The organism is Actinoplanes sp. NPDC021490, from assembly GCF_055562135.1.
In genome coordinates this window covers 368,089-385,670 of the sequence record NZ_JBVHFW010000006.1, presented here as the reverse complement: position 1 = coordinate 385,670, position 17,582 = coordinate 368,089, and the positions used below count along the sequence as shown (strand labels likewise).

Genomic DNA, 17,582 nt, shown 5'->3' with positions numbered 1-17,582 from the left:
TGTGATGAACCCTGATTCCCAGCTCGGACCATATCCCACACGCAGAGCCCTGCTGAAGACGGCCGCCGTGGCCGCGGTCACCGTGCCCGCCCTGTCGGCCTGTGTCACCTCGGGCAAGGACAGCGACGCGCCCGCGGACAGCGGCGCCGAGAAGACCACGGAGAACCCGCTCGGGGTGAAGGCCGACGCGCCCCTCGAGGTGGTCGTCTTCAAGGGCGGGTACGGCGACGACTACGCGATCAAGGCCGAGGCGAAGTACACGGCGAAGTACCCGCAGGCCAAGATCGACCACAAGGGCCTGCAGAAGGTCGGCGAGGCCATGCAGCCCCGCTTCGTCGGCGGCAACCCGCCCGACGTGGTCGACAACACCGGCGCCGGCCGCCTCGACATCGGCACCCTGGTCAGCGCCTCGCAGGTGAGCGATCTGACCGACCTGCTGGACGCGCCCAGCCTCGATCAGCCCGGCAAGAAGGTCCGCGACACGCTGCTGCCCGGCGTGATCGAGGACGGCACGTTCGCCGGCAAGACCGTCGCGCTCAACTTCACGTACACGGTCTGGGGTCTCTGGTACTCCAAGCCCTTCTTCGCCGAACGCGGCTGGACGTACCCGAAGACGTGGGACGAGATGCTGGCGCTGTGCGCCACGATCAAGAAGGCCGGTGTCGCCCCCTGGACCTACCAGGGCAAGTATCCCGAGTACATGAACGACCCGCTGCTCACCATGGCGGCCAAGGCGGGCGGCCTCGACCTGGTCAAGGCGGTCGACAACCTGCAGCCGGGGGCCTGGAAGCAGGACGGGCTGGTGCAGGCGGCGACCGCGTTCGCCGAGCTGGCCGGGCGGGGCTATCTGATGAGCGGTTCGGAGGCGCTGTCGCACACCGAGTCGCAGGCCGCGTGGTGCCAGAAGAAGGCGGCCTTCATCCCGTGCGGGTCGTGGCTCGAGAGCGAGCAGAAGGGCGTCGCCCCGGCCGGTTTCGACATGGTCATGGGCACGGTTCCGGCGCTCGGAGCGTCCGACAAGCTGCCGGTCACCGCCGTGCAGGCCGCCAGCAGCGAGTCGTTCGTGGTGCCGGCCAAGGCCAAGAACGCGGCGGGCGGTAAGGAGTACCTGCGGTTCCTGTTCTCGAAGGAGTCGGCGACCGCGTTCGCCGAGGCCAACAGCACGCTGCCGTCGGTGGCCGGCGCGACCGACGGGCTCACCCTGTCGTCCGGGCTGGGCTCGGTGCGCGACACGGTCACGGCGGCCAAGACCGACGCGTTCGCCTACAAGTTCCGGACCTGGTACGGCCCGCTGGCCAAGGCCGTCGACGACGCCACCGGCGAGCTCGTCAACAAGCGGATCTCGCCCACCGACTGGTCGAACCGCATCCAGAAGGCGGCCGACGCGCTGGCCAAGGACTCCACCGTCACGAAGTACACGCGCTGATGCGGCACGGCCGCTGGCGGTTCCTGCTCGGCGCGCTGGTGCCGGCTCTGGTGCTGCACGTCGTCTTCGTGCTGTCGCCGTACGCGCAGGCCTTCTACCTGTCGCTGACCGACTGGACCGGGGTGGCCGGCCAGGCGTCGTTCGTCGGGGTGGACAACTATGTCCGCCTCGGCGGCGACTCCCTCTTCCTCGACGCGGTGCGCAACAACCTGGTGCTCCTGGCCGTGGTGCCGCTCGTGACGATCGGAATCGGCCTGTTCCTGGCCTCGATGCTGCGGCATTCGTCGTCGCGGCTCGGACAGGGCTATCGGATCGTGTATTTCTTCCCGCAGCTGTTGTCGCTCGTGGTGATCGCGGTGTTGTGGAGTTTTGTCTACAACCCGAACACCGGCCTGCTCAATTCGGGGCTGCGCGCGATCGGACTCGGCGGGCTGGCGAGGTCGTGGCTGGCGGAACCGGCGTGGGCATTGATCGCCGTGATGGCGGTGCTCGTGTGGTCGTCGGTCGGTTTCTATGTCGTGCTGTTCAGCGCGGCCATCGAGGGCATTCCGGGCGAGCTGTTCGAGGCGGCCAAATTGGACGGGGCCGGGAAATGGGCCACGTTCTGGAATGTGACGTTGCCGCTCGTCCGCGAATCGGTGCAGGTCGCCTTCGTCTATCTGGGCATCGCGGCGCTCGACGCCTTCGCGGTCGTGCAGATCATGACCGTGGGGCCGGGCGGGCCGGACGGCGCCACCGAGGTCATCGGGATGTCGCTCTACCGGACCGCTTTCTCGTACGGGAAATTCGGCTATGCCTCGGCCATGGGGGTGGCGCTGTTCTTCGCCACTCTGACCCTGGCCGTCTTCGCCCTCCGGGCGGGTCGCAAAGAGCGGTTGGAGCTGGCATGACGATGCTGCAAACCCGCCCGGTTCCGCAGGTCACCCCGCCCGCGCCGGCCCGGCGGACCGTTCGCAATCCCCTTCCCGGCCTGGCCATGTTCTGCTGGGCCGTGGTCACCGCCCTGCCGTTGCTCTGGGCCGTGGTGAGCTCGTTCAAGTCGGACAACGAAATCCTCAACGAACCGTGGTCGCCGCCCTCGACCCTGCATTTCGAGAACTGGGAACGGGCCTGGACGGCGGCCAGCATCGGGCGTTACTTCCTCAACAGCCTGATCGTGGTCGGGGGCGCGCTGATCCTGACGATGCTGCTCGGCTCGCTGGTGGCGTACGCGCTGGCCCGCTATCAGTTCCGCGGCAACCGGGTCATCTATTACCTGTTCGTCGCCGCGATGTTCTTCCCCGTGTTCCTGGCGCTGGTCCCGCTCTTCTTCGTCGTGCAGCAACTGGGACTGCTCGGCACCTATCCGGGGCTGATCCTGGTCTACGCGGCGTACGCGGTGCCGTTCACGGTGTTCTTCCTGCATTCCTTTTTCCGCACGCTGCCCAGCGAGATCGCCGAGGCCGCGTTTCTCGACGGCTGCTCGCACGGCGCGGTGTTCTTCCGCGTGATGCTGCCGATGGCCCGCCCCGGGCTGTTCGCGGTCGGCATCTTCAATTTCCTCGGGCTCTGGAACCAGTACCTGCTTCCGCTGGTTCTCAATCCCGACCCGGACCGGTACGTCCTGGCGCAGGGTCTGGCCGCCCTGTCGGTCAGCCAGGGGTATCGCAGCGACTGGAGCGGTCTGTTCGCCGGCTTGACCATCGCCATGCTGCCGGTGCTGATCGCCTACGTCGCGTTCCAACGGCACATCCGCGCCGGAATGACCGCCGGCGCGGTCAAGTAACACCCCCATCCCCATTCCTCTTTGGGAGGAGTCTGCTCGTGAAGATCGACAGACGTCAATTAGCGGCCACCCTGGTCGCCGTTCTCGCGGGGGCGGGCGCCGTTGCCCTCTCCTCGGAACCGGCCGCCGCGGCCGACTGCGGCTACCTGTTCGACGACTTCCACTACAACTCATCCTCCGACGCCGCGCTGACCGCCAACGGCTGGACCCCGCGCAGCTACCAGGGCGGACCGGGCGTGCCCGGCGCCAACTGGTCACCCAGCAACATCACGTTCCCGACCAGCGGCGGCCAGAAGGTGCTGCAACTGACCGCCTCGACCGACGGCACCGGCGCCGGCACCAACCACGCCGAGCTGTACTCGACCCAGAAGCGCTACCTGGAAGGCACCTACGCCAGCCGGGTGCGGTTCACCGACACCCCCGTCAGCGGCAACGACGGCGACCACATCAACCAGACGTTCTTCACGATCAGCCCGCTCAACGGCGACCTCGACCCGACCTACAGCGAGCTGGACATCAGCGAGTACCTGCCCAACGGGGGCTGGGGCGAGCAGGGGCCGATCAACTACCAGACCACCTGGTACACGTACCGCGCCGAGCCCTGGTACGCCGACAACCTGCACTCCGAGCAGCGCAGCTCCCTCGACGGGTGGCACGACCTGGTGGCCCAGGTGGCCAACGGGCACGTCGTCTACTACATCGACGGCGTGCAGGTCGGCGATCACGGCGGCAAGTTCTTCCCGCGCCAGACGATGACGATCAATTGGAACCTGTGGTTCATCGACACGGCGGCACACACCGGCGGCCTCTCGACGTATGTCGAGCAGGTGGACTGGGTGTTGTTCGCCAAGAACCAGGTGCTGTCGCCGTCGCAGGTGACGTCACAGACCGCCGGTTACCGTACGGCGGGCAGCCGGTTCGTCGACACGGTGGCCTCGACCGGAGGGTGCACCAGCAACCCGCCGACGACGCCGCCCACCACCCCACCCACGACGCCGCCGACCACACCCCCGACGACGCCGCCCGGTACGAGCTGTGCCAACTCGCCGAACTGGGCCTTCGGCTCGGTTTACACCGGCGGCAACCTGGTGAAGCACGAGAAGAGCAAGTACGGCGACCCGAGCGGCCCCAAGTCCGGGGAGGGCGTGCACCTGTGGCGCGCCCGCTACTGGACCCAGGGCTCGGAGCCGGGCTGGACCGAGCAGTGGCAGGACCTCGGCCGCTGCTAGCCGGTTAACCTGGGGGAAGCGGGGCGCTCACGTCCCGCTTCCCGCAGGATCTTGATACGTTGCGTCCACACAACTTCATACCGCTTTGGCTGCAGCGGGAGAGTCCCCTCGGGTTGGGGGGCGCCGAAGGAGCAACTTCTCCCTCAGAATCTCTCAGGCACCCGTACCGCTGTGGCCGGCAACTCTGGAAAGCCGGGAACCTTCCCGCGCCCAAGGTGCAAATCGGCCGTTCGCCGGCCGATGAAGCTCTCAGGCCCCATGACAGAGCGAGGGAGGCCTACCTTTTTGCCGGATTAGGGAGCCTCCCCATGGCCGTGTCTGTTTTCGACCTTTTCTCGGTGGGCATCGGCCCGTCCAGTTCCCACACGGTCGGCCCGATGCGCGCCGCCCGCATGTTCTCCACCCTGCTGGGCTCGCTTCCACCCGCTTCGCCCGTGTCGGTTCCCCCCGCTTCGCCCGTCTCGCTTCCGCAGGCTTCGCCCGTGTCGGTTCCGCCCGCTTCGCCCGTCTCGCTTCCGCAGGCTTCGCCCGTCTCGCTCGTTCGGGCGGAGTTGTTCGGGTCGCTCGGCGCGACCGGGCACGGGCATGGCACGCCCAAGGCGGTGCTGCTCGGGCTCGAGGGCTCCGACCCCGAGACGGTCGACGTGACCACGGCCGACGCGCGGGCCGCGGCCATCCACGCGCGCGGGGCGCTGACTTTGCCGTCCGGTGCCGAGATCGCCGTCGACCTGGTGCTGCACCGCCGTCGCACGCTCCCCGGGCATCCCAACGGCATGACCTTTTCCGCGTACGCCGCCGACGGCTCGGAGATTCTGCGCAGGACGTACTACTCGGTGGGCGGCGGGTTCGTGCTGGACGAGACGGGCGTCGTCCGCGCCGACCGCACCCCGCTGACGCACCCGTTCGCGAGCGGCGCCGACCTGCTCGGCCTGACCTCGTCGACCGGGCTGTCGATCTCCCGGCTGATGCTGGAGAACGAGACGGCGTGGCGTTCCGCGGCCGAGACCCGTACCGGCCTGCTGGAGATCTGGCGGGTCATGCGGGACTGCGTGGCGGCCGGGCTCGAGGCCGAGGGCGTGCTGCCGGGCGGGCTCAAGGTGCGCCGGCGGGCGGCGGCGACGGCCCGTCAGCTGCGGGCGGCCGGCAACCCGGTCGAGCATTCGATGGAGTGGCTGACCGCGTACGCGATGGCCGTGAACGAGGAGAACGCGGCCGGCGGCCGGGTCGTGACCGCCCCCACGAACGGCGCGGCCGGCATCATCCCGGCCGTTCTGCACTATTACATGAACTTCGTCCCCGGCGCCGACGACGAGGGCGTGGTCCGTTTCCTGCTGGCCGCGGGCGCGATCGGCCTGCTGTTCAAGGAGAACGCCTCCATCTCGGGCGCCGAGGTCGGCTGCCAGGGCGAGGTCGGCAGCGCCTGCGCGATGGCCGCGGCCGGGCTGGCCGAGGTGCTGGGCGGCACCCCCGAGCAGGTGGAGAACGCGGCCGAGATCGGCATGGAGCACAACCTGGGCCTGACCTGCGACCCGGTGGGCGGCCTGGTGCAGATCCCGTGCATCGAGCGCAACGGCATGGCCGCGGTCAAGGCGGTAACCGCGGCCCGCATGGCCCTGCGCGGCGACGGCCGCCACCACGTCTCCCTCGACAAGGTCATCAAAACGATGAAGGAGACCGGCGCCGACATGAAGGTCAAGTACAAGGAAACCGCGCGGGGCGGCCTGGCCGTGAACGTCATCGAATGCTGATCACCCTGACGTCAACGGGTGACTAGCTGAGCCCGGCCCCCGTTGCGTGCTGGGCGTTTCACATCAGGGCTGTTTCCGGCGGCGGTGGGCGGCCTTTCCCCGCGTGCCGTCGGGCCGGGGCTTTCCGCCCATGCGCAGCAGGACCCCGCGACGGGTCTCGGCGGCCACCCGGGTTTGCGGGTGGGTGGTGCCGAGCGTGCCGACCAGGCGGTCCACCGTGTCGTCGAGCAGCTTGCGGGCGGGCAGCAGCGCGCCCGCGGCCACCAGGGAACGGGCCAGCTCGTGGGCGCAGCGCAGCGTGTCGGGATGGTCAGGGCCCAGCGTCTCGCGCCAGCCGGTGTGCAGTTCGGTGGCGATCGTCCGGGCCGGGCGCGCCTTCCCCCGGTGGAGCAGGCTCACCACCAGGCTGCAGGCGGCCGCCCGGAGCACGGGGTCGGTGCTGTGCGCGGCGTCCGAGGCGATCAGGTGGGGCGCCAGGGCGGCCCAGCGTGGCCACGCCGACGGGTCGGCCACTTGATCGGGCACGGCCGCGGCGACCAGAATTCCCGCGTACGCCCGGCACACCCCCGCCGCCTCGTCGCCCAGATCGTCGCGGACGGCCGCCCGCACCGGATCGGGCACCCGCAGACCCTGGCTGCCCCGCTGCACGAGGCCGGGCTCGGCCAGCGCCGCCACCAGACCGTTGAACTGCAACGGCGCCACCCCGCCGAGCGGGCGCGGCAAGATCGGCAGCGACCGGGTGAACACGTCGACCGGCACCGGCGCCGGATGCAGAACCGCGCACAAACACAGCAGCTGCGCGGCCGCCGGATGCTGCTCGCTGAGCGTCTCCAGCGCCCGCCCGATGTCGTCGGGCGCCCCCGCCGGTCCCCGCTGCCTCGGCACCCCCGGCACGGATGTCCCCACCGTCCCGACCGGCCCAGCGCGATCAGCCGGCCCAGCGCCATCAGTGGACCCAGCGCCATCAGTGGGCCCAGCGCCATCGGCCGGCCCAGCGCCGTCAATGGACCCAGCGCGATCAGTGGGCCCAGTGCGATCAGTCGGCCAAGCGGGGTCGGCCGGCCCAGCGCCATCAGCCGACCCAGCGCGGTCAGCCGGCTCAGCGGAATCAGCTGGGCCGGCGGGATCAGCTGGACCGGTGGGTCCGGCCGGACGGGTCGCATCGGCTGGACCAGCCGGGCCCGACGGACCGGGCGGCCGGCCGCCGGCGGCGGCGGGTGTGTCGCCGGTGCCTGGCGGGTCCGCTGCGGGCCGGGGTGACGGGACGGCGGCGCTCGGGACGGCGGACCCGGGCTCGACGGCCGGGACGGACTCTGGCGCCCCCATGACGGCAACCTCCTCGACGGCGGGATGCACGTGCGCGTACGACATGGGTTATAGCCGCCGCCCCGCGGGCGCCCGGCCCCGCGGGCGTACCGGGAAACGGTCTTGAATCTCGGCCGCGGACGGTTGCTTTCGCTGGTGGGGACGCTGCCGGCGAAGATCCTGGCCGGGATTGCCGGACGCGGACCGGGGGAGCGGCCGGGTGCGGAACATGGCCGCATCAATCGAACGAGTGACGACCGGGGCATCGGGATTCATGCGCGGCACCGTAGCGAATTCTCCCGGTCGGCCGGCGGTTATCCACAATTGACCGGCTTCGATGCAAGTTATCCACAGGGGACTTCCCATCGGCGGGCGCTGATGGTTACGTGTGCGCATGAGACGGAGAGGCGCCTTCATCGCACTGCTGGTCGCCGCCTTGGTCGGGGCTTCCGCTACCCCGGCCGGCGCGGCGGCTCCGGCATACCGCTATCACTTTCTGACGCCCGGCGGGCAGCCCAAGCTCACCGAGACGGTGCCGGTCAACGTGGTCTTCGTCGGCTACGAACCGGGGCAGGTCGGGGCGGGCGCCTTCAGCGGCGAGCTCGCGAAGCGGTACGAGCCGGTCGTGCGCTCGCGCCTGTCGTACGACGTGGTCGAGAAACTCGGCATCACCTACAAATACGACTACCGCCTCAAATACACCGACCGGGCGTACGAGGACAGGTTCTTCAAGCAGCTCGCCAAGCTGGCCAAGCCGGCGCCGCTCACGCAGTATCAGACGGCCTACAACGCGCAGCCCGGCGCCGTCCTCGACATCACGGCCAACCACACGATCGACGCGCCGAGCGTGGAGAAATACCTGGCCTTCCACCCGCCGTCGGGCGTGGACACCCGGCGCAACACGGTCTTCTTCGTCAACTGGTACGGGCGGTCCGACTTCAAGTTCCACGTCTACACCAAGACCGGCGAGCCCGATCCCGACACCGGCTACGACTTCGGCGCCAACCGTGACAGCCGCAAGATGATCGCTTGGGGCGGCACGACCGCCGACGACGAGGAGACCGGTCTCGGCGCCACCCGGCGGGTCTGGTTCCACGACCTGTCGGCCGGGCCCGAGTCGGTGACCGAGAACTACGACGTGACCAACCCCGACGTCGACGGTGACGACGAGCCCGACTATCGCATGCCGCCGATCTGGGAATATGCCGCCAACGGCTATCGTGCGCCCGGCGCGCTGGCCGGTGACCTCGGCAAGATCACGCGCTATGTGGCGATGAACCTGCTGATGACGACGTCGCCGCTCTACCCGGTCGAGCTGCCGACGGCCGAGCCGCCGCGATCCATCAACATCGACAGCAACACGTACGAGGGCTGGCCCGGCGTGGACGCGTCCGAGCAGTACATGACGCCCAAGCTCGTGGTGAAGGAGCTGTCCGAGCTGCGCTGGCGCAACCGGCTCGACTACGACAACCAGGATTTCGCGCTCGACGCCAAGAATCGTGAGTGCTACGACGGCTTCGAGACGGGCGTGAGCTGCTATCCCGACAGTGGGCTGCCGTCGGACGCCAACCTGTTCCTCTACAACCGGGACAACCTGGCCCGCACCAAGGACGACGGCCGCAAGGTCGACTACGAGCTGCCCGTCTTCAACTACGTCCTGCCGCCGGAGGTCGACCCGTCGCTGCTCGGGTTCGCCGACGACGACTGGGCGACCGGCACCCAGTCGTACGTGTTCAACTTCCTCTCCAAGAGCATCGTCGACAGCGGCTACGGGCTGACCACCACGACGATCCACGAGGTCGGCCACCACCTGGGCATGTCGCACCCGCACGACGGTTACGACAGCGAGAGCGGCCTCGCCTACGGCCCGAGCGGTCCCACGTTCTTCGCCTGGTCGGGCGACGAGAGCAATTCGATGATGAGCTACATCGACGTCAACTGGGACTTCTCGCAGTTCGACCGGGACAACAGCGACCGGTTCCTGACCGCCGCCTACTGGGAGGCCGCGAATCGGCTGGCCGCGACGATCCCGGGCGGCAAGGCCCGCGGTGACCTGGCCGCGGCCGACGCGCTGCTGGGGCTGGCCAAGGCCGCGTTCGCCAAGCACGAGTACCGGACCGCGTACGCCCTGGCCGATACGGCGTACGGCAAGGTCGTCGCGGGAGCCAAGAAGGCGGGCGTCGACCCGTCCTCGGCCGCGAAGGCGATGGCCGCCGAGGCCGCCGGTGAGCGGGCGAAACCGGACGTGAAGAGCCCGCACGAGTTCATCGACACCCTCGACCCGCAGGGCCCCCGCGCCCAGCCGTGACGAGTGTGGCCGGCGGCGGGTCGATGCCCGCCGCCGGCCACGTGTCACCGGAGGAGGCCCCCGCTCAGCGGCTGCCGGTGACCCCGGCGAGCAGGGCACGGACTTCGTCGGCGCCGGGGACGCCCAGCTCGGTGTAGAGCGAGAGCGCCAGCTCGTAGTGGGCTCGGGCCGAGGTGGGATCGCTCAGGGACTGGCCGATGCCCTCATGGGCGCGGGCCAGCTGATGGCGGTTGTCGAGGGCGGCGGCGATGTCGCGGGCCGTCGTGTGGTGCGCCAGCGCCTCGGCGTCGCGGCCGGCCGCCCGCAGCGCCTCGCCGAGACTGTTGAGCACCCAGCACTCGTGGTCCTGGTTACCGGCCTCGCGGAAGATGGCCAGGGCCTGCTCGTAGGACTCGCACGCCCGGTCGATCGAGCCCAGGCTGGCGTGCAGCGCGCCGAGGCTGTCGAGGGCGCCTGCCTCGCCGTGGCGGTTGCCGGTCTGCTGATAGAGCTCGATCGCCTGCCGCAGGTGGTCGTCGGCCGCCTCGGGCCGGCCCTCCCGCACGTCGATCTCGCCGAGCCCGTGCAACGCCCCGGCCTCGACCGCCGGGTTGCCCACCTCGCGGGCCACGGCCAGCGACTGCCGGTAGTAGTCGGCCGCCTCGGCCAGGCGTCCCGCCCGGTCCAGGACCGACCCGATGCCGGCCAGCATCGTCGCCTCGACCACCCGGTGGCCGGCCCGGCGGTTGAGCTCGAGGGCCTTGACCTTGTAGTCGATGGCCGCGGGGTACCGTCCGGCGCGCTCGGCGGCGAGGCCGAGGTTGAACAGGACGCGGCCCTGTCCGGCGTCGTCGCCGGCCTGCCGGAACAGTTCGAGGGCCTGCCGCAGGTGTTCCTCGGCGGATTCGGGACGGCTCAGCCGCAGGTGGGCGACCCCGATGTTGGACAGGGCGACCGCCTGCCCCTCGGTGTCACCGGCGTCCCGCGCCGCGCGCAGGGCATGACCGTGCATGGTCAGCGAGTCGTTGTGCTGGCCGCCGCCCAGGTGCCGCGCGACGGTCCGCGCGAGCCGGGTGGTGTGCGCCGGCCAGCCGTGCGAAGCGGTGTGCGCGGCCACCGAGACCAGGGTGGGGCGCTCGGTCTCGAGCCAGGCCAGCGCGGCCCCGCTACCGCTGAGATCGGGTGCGGGCGTACGGGCCGGGGGGATCTCGGCGCGGAGGTCCGCCTCCTCGCCCGGGTGCAGGGTGTCCATGGCCGCCGCGGCCGTGGTCAGGTAGTGGTCGAACAGGCGGGTCAGCGCCGCGTGGCGGTCGGCCGGGCGCTCCTGTTCGAGGGCCTGCGTCGCCGCGTAGGCGCGGACGAGGTCGTGGAACGAGTAGCGGCCCTCGGACGCCGGCAGAACCAGGTGGTCGGCGCGCAGCTCCTCCAGCCCGGCCCGCGCGGTGGCCAGGTCGGTGCCGATCAGCGCGGCCGCCGCGTACGCGTCGAAGTCCTGACCCGGGTGCAGGGCGGCCAGGCGCAGCAGCCGTTGCCGGGCGGCGGGCAGGTGCCGGTAGGACAGGTCGAGGGCCACCTCGACACCGGAGTCGAGGCGCTGTTCCTCGTGGCGCCGGCTCATCCGCTCGGCGTGGTCGGTCAGGTTCCAGCCCGTCGTGTGACGGATGTGCCCGGCGATCAGGCTGAGCGCGAGGGGCAGGTAGCCGCAGTGCCGGGCGATCGCCGCGAGCGCCCGCGGGTCGGGCCCGAGGGGGACTCCCGCGACGGCATCGGTCAGGAAGTCGACCGCCTCCGCCTCCGAGAAGACGTCGACCGCGAGGGAGGTCGCAGCGGGCAGGCCGGTGAGGCGCCGCCGGCTGGTGATCAGGGTGAGGCACCCCGGGGCGCCCGGCAGCAGCGGACGGACCTGGTCGGTGTGGCCCGCGTTGTCCAGGACGACCAGGGCCCGTACGCCGGTGAGCCGCTCGGCGTAGGCGGCTCTCAGCGCGTCCAGGCCGTGCGGGACCCGGTTGCCGGGCACGCCGAGCAGGCGCAGGAACCCGTCCAGGACGGCCGCCGGATCGGCCGGGGGCTGCGACTCGTCGGGGTGGAACCCGCGCAGGTCGACGAACAGCACGTGGTCGAACGGCTCCTTCTCGTGGAGCCGGTGCGCGGCGTGCACGGCGAGCTGGGTCTTGCCGACCCCGGCCATCCCCTCGAGCGCCGAGATCACCACGGCGCCACCCGCGTCGGCGGCCTGCCGGAGCGCGTCCAGCTCGCCGAGGCGGCCGGTGAACCCCGGCAGATCGTCGGGCAGGCTGCCTTGTACCCGCACCTGGGACACCGCCTCGGTCTCACCGGCGATGACCCGCAGCGCCCGGCGCCACCGGTCCACATAGTCCTCGTCGGGGTGCAGCGCCCCGACCACGGCCAGGACCAGGTCGGTGTTGAGGCGGCGCCGGCCGGGCTGGAAGACCTCGGCCACGGTGGAGCGGCCCGGCCGGCGCGCCGCGGTCCAGGCCGCGGCCACCCGCTCGGTCAGGGCATCGAACGAGGGGTTGCCGGCCTGGGCCTTGAGCAGCCGCAGCCGGTCGACGAGATCGTCGAGGGAGCCGGCCTCGGCCGGGTCGGGCAACTGCGCGGAGGGCATCGGTGACTCCAGGATCAGGGGCGGGGCAGAGATGCGAGCTCGGCCCGGATCTCGCCGGCGTCGGGGACGCCGAGGTCGGTGTAGAGGGCCAGAGCCTGTTCGTAGTGGGGGCGCGCCCGGGCCGGGTGGCCCAGCGCCTGGTGGGCCCGGGCGATGCCGGCGTGGGCCCGGGCCAGCTGATGGCGGTTGTCGAGCGCGGCGGCCAGGGTGCGGGCCGACGAGTGGTACTCCAGGGCCTCCGCGTGCCGCGCCGCCACCCGGACCGCCTCGCCCAGGCCGTTGAGCACCCACGACTCGTGGTCCTGGTTGCCGGCCTCGCGAAAGATGGCCAGCGCCTCGGCGTAGTAGACGACCGCCTGGTCTACCTCGCCCAAGCGGGTGTGCAGCACGCCGAGGCTGTCCAGCGCGCCGCCCACGCCGTGGCCGTTGCCGGTCTGGCGGTGCGCCTGCAGGGCCTGAAGCAGGTGCTCGCGGGCCTGTTCGTAGCGTCCCGATCGCTCGTGCAGCTCCCCGAGGCCGTGCAGGGCCCACGCCTCGCCGACCTGGTTGCCGGTCTGGCGCGACAGGATCAGCGACTGCTCGTAGTAGGGGACGGCCTCGTCGGGACGGCCCGCCCGCTCCAGCACGGAACCGACCCCGACCAGGTCGGTGGCCTCGGCGATCCGGTTGCCGGCCCGCCGGTCCAGCTCGAGAGCCTGCAGCTTGTAGTCGATGGCGGCGGGATATCGTCCGGCCCGTTCCGCGGCCACGCCCAGGTTGAACAGCACGCGGCCCTGCCCGGCGTCATCGCCGAGCTCCCGGAACTTCTCGAGCGCCTGCTGCAGGTGCTCCTCGGCCGGATCGGACCGGCCCAGCCGCACGTGCGCCACGCCGATGCCGGACAACGCGAACGCCTGGCCCTCCGCGTCGTCGTCGGCCCGGGTCGCGCGCAGCGCGTGGCTGTGCAACGTCAGCGCCTCGTTGTGGTGGCCGCCGCCCAGATAACGGGCGATGGTCCGGGCGAGCAGGGTGGTGTATTCCGGCCAGCCGAGCGAGGCCAGAGCGAGCAGGGTGGGCCGCTCGGTGTCGAGCCAGGCGAGCGCGGTCTCCGGCTCGGCCAGGGCGGGTGCGGGGGTACGGGCTTCGGGAATCCGCGAACGCAGCTTCTCGTCTTCCAGGGGGTGCAGCGTGTCCATGGCGGCGGCCGCGGTGGCCAGGTAATGGTCGAACAGGCGGGTCAGGGCGGCTCGCCGCTCCGCGGGCCGGTCCACGTCGTGCGCCTGGCTCTCCGCGTAGGCGCGCACCAGATCGTGCAGGCTGAACCGGCCCGGTGTGGCCTCCAGGATCAGGTGGTCGTCGCGCAGGCGGCCCAGCCACAGGTGGGCGTCCTCGAGGCTCGCGCCGGTCAGGGCGGCCATCGCGTACGCGTCGAAGTCCTGCCCGGGGTGCAGCGCGGCCAGCCGCAGCACCCGCTGCTGCGCGGGCGGAAGATGCCGGTACGACAGGTCGAGCGCGAGCTCCACGCCGCTGTCGAGGCGCCGCTCGCGGTGGCGTTCGTCCAGCCGGTCGGCGTGGTCGGACAGCGTCCAGCCCGCGGTGTTGCGGATGTGCCCGGCGATCAGGCTCAGCGCCAGGGGCAGGTATCCGCAGCATCGCGCGATCACGTCGAGCGCGCCCGGGTCAGGGCCGGGCGGCACGTCGCCCACCGAAGCGGCCAGGAAACCGACGGCCTCGGCCGGGCTGAACACGTCGACCGCCAGATAGGTCGCCGTGCGCAGCCCGGTCAGGCGGCGCCGGCTGGTGATCAACGTGAGACAATCCCGCGTGTCCGGCAGCAGTGGCTGCACCTGCTCGGCGTCGGCCGCGTTGTCCAGAACCACCAGCACGCGCCGCCCGGCCAGCCTTTCCCGGTACGCGGCGGCGAGTGCCTCGACCCCGTGCGGGATCTTCGTGCCGGGCACCCCGAGCAGGCGCAGGAACCCGTCGAGCACCGCCGCGGGATCGGCCGGCGGCTGCGACCGGTCGGGGTGGAACCCGCGCAGGTTGACGAACAGGATGTGCTCGAACGGATCGCGTTCGTGGAGCCGGTGCGCGGCGTGCACGGCCAGCTGGGTCTTGCCGACCCCGGCCATGCCCTCCAGCGCCGAGATCACCACGGCGTCGCCGGCGTACGCGGCCTTGGCCAGGGTGTCCAGCTCGCCGTCCCGACCGGTGAACCCGGGCAGATCCTGCGGCAGGCTGCCCTGCACCCGCACCTGCGACACGGCCTCGAGCTCCCCGGCCACCACCCGCAACGCCTGCCGCCACCGGTCCACATAGCCGTCGTCGGGGTGCAGGGCGTGGACCACGGCCAGCACCAGCTCGGTGTTCAGCCGCCGCCGGCCGGGCGCGAACGCGTTGGCCACGGTGGACCGCCGGGCCAGCTCGGCCGCCGGCCGCCCGGCCCCGGTCCAGGCGGAGTTCACCCGTTCCGTGATGGTGTCGTACGACGGGTCGCCGCTGTGCGCCTTGAGCCGGCGCAGCCGCTCGACAAGGTCGTCGAGGGAGCCGGCCTCGGCGGGATCGGGCAGCGGGGCGTGCGGCATCACGAACTCCATGGGTCAGGCCCGGGCCGGGGACAGGGACTCGAGGTGGGCGCGGACCTCGGCGGCCTCGGGGACGACATCGAGGTCGATGTAGAGGGACAGGGCCCGCTCGTAGTGGACGCGGGCCCGGTCCGGATCGCCGAGGGCCTGGTACGACCGGCCGATGCCGTGCTCGGCCCGGGCGGTCTGGTGCGGGCTGTCGATCGCCTCGGCCAGGCGCAGCGCGTCGGTGTGGTGGCCCAGGGCCTCGGCGTCACGGCCGGAGACGCGGACGGCATCGCCCAGGTCGTTGAGCGCCCACGCCTCGTACAGGTCGTCGCCGGTCTCCCGGAAGATCGCCAGCGCTTCCTCGTAGCAGGCGACCGCCTGGTCGATCTGGCCGAGCCGGGTGTGCAGCACCCCGGACGTGGTCAGCAGCCCGGCCGTTCCGGAGAAGTTGCCGACCTGCTGGTGCATGCGCAGACCCTCACGCAGATGCTCATCCGCCGCCGCGTAGTCACCGGCGTGCAGCGCCAGCTCGGCGAGACCGTTCGAGGCGTACCCCCCGCCCCACGGGTCGCCGATCTCCAGAGACAGCGCCAGGGCCTGCCGGTAGTAGAAGGCCGACTCGTCGTACCGGCCGGCCCGTTCCAGCACCGCGCCCAGCCCGGCCAGGTCGCCGACCTCACCGACCTGGTTCCCGATCGAGCGGTCGAGCGCGAGCGCTTCCAGCTTGAACTCGATCGATTCCGGGTAGCGGCCCTTCTTCTCCGCGAGCCGGCCCAGGTTGAACAGCACCGTCGACTGACCGGCGGCGTCCCCCAGCCGCCGGAACAGCTCGAGGGCCTCGCGCAGGTGACTCTCGGCCCGGCTGGGCCGGCTGAGCTGCCCCTCCAGATCGCCGAGCGTCGTCAGCGCGAACGCCTGCCCTTCGAGGTCGCCGTTGTCGCGGGACGCGCGCAGGGCGTGACCGTAGACGGTGAGCGCGTCGTCTTTGTGACCGCCGCCGAAGTAGCGGGCCAGCGTGCGCACCAGCAGCGTGGTGTGACCGGGCCAGCCCTGGGTCGCGGTGTGCGCGGCCACGGCCACCAGCGTCGGCCGTTCGGTGTCGAGCCAGACCAGCGCCACCTCGGGGTCGCTGAGATCGGGCAGGGGTGACGTGGCTTGCGGGATACGCGCCCGCAGGTCCTTGAACTCCACCGGGTGCATGCTGTCCATGGCGGCCGCGGCGGCGCTCAGGCAGTAGCCGAAGAACCGGGAGAGGGCCGCGTGCCGGTCCGAGCGGGTGTCCTCGTCGTGCGCGCGGGACGCGGCGAAGGCGCGGACCAGGTCGTGCAGCGTGTACCGGCCCGGGCTGGGCTCCTGGATCAGGTGGTCGGTGCGCAGCGCGGCCAGCCCGGCCCGCGTCTCGGCCAGATCCGCGCCGGCCAGGGCAGCCATCGCGTACGCGTCGAAATCCTGCCCCGGGTGCAGGGACGCCAGCCGGAGCAGCCGCTGCTGACCGGCGGGCAGATGCCGGTACGACAGGTCGAGCGCGAGCTCCACACCGGAGTCCAGCCGGCGTTCGCGGTGGCGTTCGTCGAGCCGGTCGGCGTGGTCGGTGAGGTTCCAGCCGGGCGTGTTCCGGATGTGCCCGGCGATCAGGCCCAGGGCCAGAGGCAGATAGCCGCAGCTGCGGGCGATCTGCGCGAGGGCCAGCGGCTCGGGACCGACCGGCACGTCAGGGAGCGCACCGGCCAGGAACTCGACCGCCTCCTCGGGCGTGAACACGTCGACGGCGATGTGGGTCACCGACGTCAGGTCGCCGAGCCGCCGCCGGCTGGTGATCAGGGTGACGCAGCCCGGGGTGTCCGGCAGCAACGGACGCACCTGCTCCGCGCTGCCCGCGTTGTCCAGGACAACCAGCGCCCGTACGCGGGAAAGCTCTTGCCGATAGGCCGCGGTGAGCGCCTCCAAGCCGTGCGGGATGCGATGCGCGGGCCGGCCCAGCAGACGCAGGAACCCGTCGAGCACGGCCGCCGGTTCGGCCGGGGGCTGCGACGCGTCCGGATGGAACCCGCGCAGGTTCACGAAGAGCACGTGCTCGAACGGCTTGCGCTCATGCAGCCGGTGCGCGGCGTGGATCGCCAGCTGGGTCTTGCCGACTCCGGCCATCCCCTCGATGGCCGAGATCAGGAAGGCGCCCCCGGTCAGCGCGAGCGTGTCGAGCTCGCCCACCCGTCCGGTGAAGCCGGCCAGGTCCAGCGGCAGGCTGCCGTGCACCCGGACCTGCGACACCGCCTCGATCTCGCCGGCCACCACGCGCAGGGCCTGGCGCCACTGGTCCACGTAGTCCTCGTCGGGATGCAGCGCCCGCACGATCGCCAGCACCAGGTCGTTGTTGAGCCGCCGTCGCCCGGTGGTGAAGGCGTTGGCCACCGTGGAACGGCGGGTCAGCTCGGCGGCCGGGCGCCCCTCGGCGGTCCAGGCCGAGTTGACCCGGTCCTTGAGAGTTTCGTACGAGATGTCCCCGGCCCACACCTTGAGCAGCCGCAGGCACTCGACGAGCTCGTCGAACGACCCCGCGCCGGCGGGGTCGGGAAGCTGCGTCAACGGCATCGCCGGCTCCTGGGGATCGAAGGTCAGAAGTTCGAAGGCTAGGGGTCCGTCGGCC

At 71.5% G+C, this 17,582-nt stretch carries 10 protein-coding genes and 2 riboswitches; of the genes, 6 read left to right on the top strand and 4 right to left on the bottom strand.

All coding sequences use genetic code 11. The annotated features are described in order from the left end of the window. The first annotated feature begins 4 nt into the window (after positions 1-4). The 5 genes from ngcE (at position 5) to ACZ3I4_RS19745 (ending at position 6,168) form a co-directional block, all read left to right on the top strand. A complete protein-coding gene (gene ngcE / locus ACZ3I4_RS19765; RefSeq protein ID WP_465383396.1) occupies positions 5-1,426 on the top strand; it encodes an N-acetylglucosamine/diacetylchitobiose ABC transporter substrate-binding protein in 1,422 nt (473 codons plus the stop codon). Beyond that, a complete protein-coding gene (locus ACZ3I4_RS19760; protein WP_465383395.1) occupies positions 1,426-2,316 on the top strand; it encodes a carbohydrate ABC transporter permease in 891 nt (296 codons plus the stop codon). The genes ngcE and ACZ3I4_RS19760 overlap by 1 nt, the downstream gene beginning before the upstream one ends. Next, the gene (locus ACZ3I4_RS19755) at positions 2,313-3,191 is read left to right on the top strand and encodes a carbohydrate ABC transporter permease (protein ID WP_465383394.1); all 879 of its coding nucleotides are present in this window, start codon (positions 2,313-2,315) and stop codon (positions 3,189-3,191) included. Before ACZ3I4_RS19760 ends, ACZ3I4_RS19755 begins: the two co-directional genes overlap by 4 nt. Before the next feature lie 38 nt (positions 3,192-3,229). Continuing rightward, positions 3,230-4,420: a glycoside hydrolase family 16 protein gene (locus ACZ3I4_RS19750; protein ID WP_465383393.1), complete on the top strand. Its 1,191-nt coding sequence runs from the start codon at positions 3,230-3,232 to the stop codon at positions 4,418-4,420. A gap of 85 nt (positions 4,421-4,505) precedes the next feature. Further along, positions 4,506-4,599: riboswitch (glycine riboswitch) on the top strand. A 3-nt stretch (positions 4,600-4,602) separates the two neighbouring features. Beyond that, positions 4,603-4,687, top strand: a riboswitch (glycine riboswitch). A 41-nt stretch (positions 4,688-4,728) separates the two neighbouring features. Continuing rightward, positions 4,729-6,168: an L-serine ammonia-lyase gene (locus tag ACZ3I4_RS19745; RefSeq protein WP_465383392.1), complete on the top strand. Its 1,440-nt coding sequence runs from the start codon at positions 4,729-4,731 to the stop codon at positions 6,166-6,168. 63 nt (positions 6,169-6,231) lie between these two features. Here the strand turns inward: ACZ3I4_RS19745 and ACZ3I4_RS19740 are convergent, their stop codons facing one another. Further along, positions 6,232-7,053, bottom strand: coding sequence for a tetratricopeptide repeat protein (locus tag ACZ3I4_RS19740; protein ID WP_465383391.1), 822 nt, complete (start codon positions 7,051-7,053; stop codon positions 6,232-6,234). 814 nt (positions 7,054-7,867) lie between these two features. Here ACZ3I4_RS19740 and ACZ3I4_RS19735 point away from each other — a divergent pair. Continuing rightward, positions 7,868-9,781 carry a hypothetical protein gene (locus ACZ3I4_RS19735; protein ID WP_465383390.1) on the top strand — a complete coding sequence of 638 codons (1,914 nt, stop codon included), beginning with the start codon at positions 7,868-7,870 and terminating at the stop codon, positions 9,779-9,781. 64 nt (positions 9,782-9,845) lie between these two features. Here the strand turns inward: ACZ3I4_RS19735 and ACZ3I4_RS19730 are convergent, their stop codons facing one another. From ACZ3I4_RS19730 to ACZ3I4_RS19720, 3 genes are read right to left on the bottom strand one after another with little or no spacing between them, the layout of a single operon-like run. Then, the gene (locus ACZ3I4_RS19730; protein ID WP_465383389.1) at positions 9,846-12,386 is read right to left on the bottom strand and encodes an ATP-binding protein; all 2,541 of its coding nucleotides are present in this window, start codon (positions 12,384-12,386) and stop codon (positions 9,846-9,848) included. Between the two features lie 14 nt (positions 12,387-12,400). After that, complete coding sequence (locus tag ACZ3I4_RS19725) at positions 12,401-14,950, bottom strand: ATP-binding protein (protein ID WP_465383388.1); 2,550 nt, start codon at positions 14,948-14,950, stop codon at positions 12,401-12,403. A gap of 15 nt (positions 14,951-14,965) precedes the next feature. Then, positions 14,966-17,527, bottom strand: coding sequence for a tetratricopeptide repeat protein (locus ACZ3I4_RS19720; protein ID WP_465383387.1), 2,562 nt, complete (start codon positions 17,525-17,527; stop codon positions 14,966-14,968). Between the last annotated feature and the right edge of the window lie 55 nt (positions 17,528-17,582).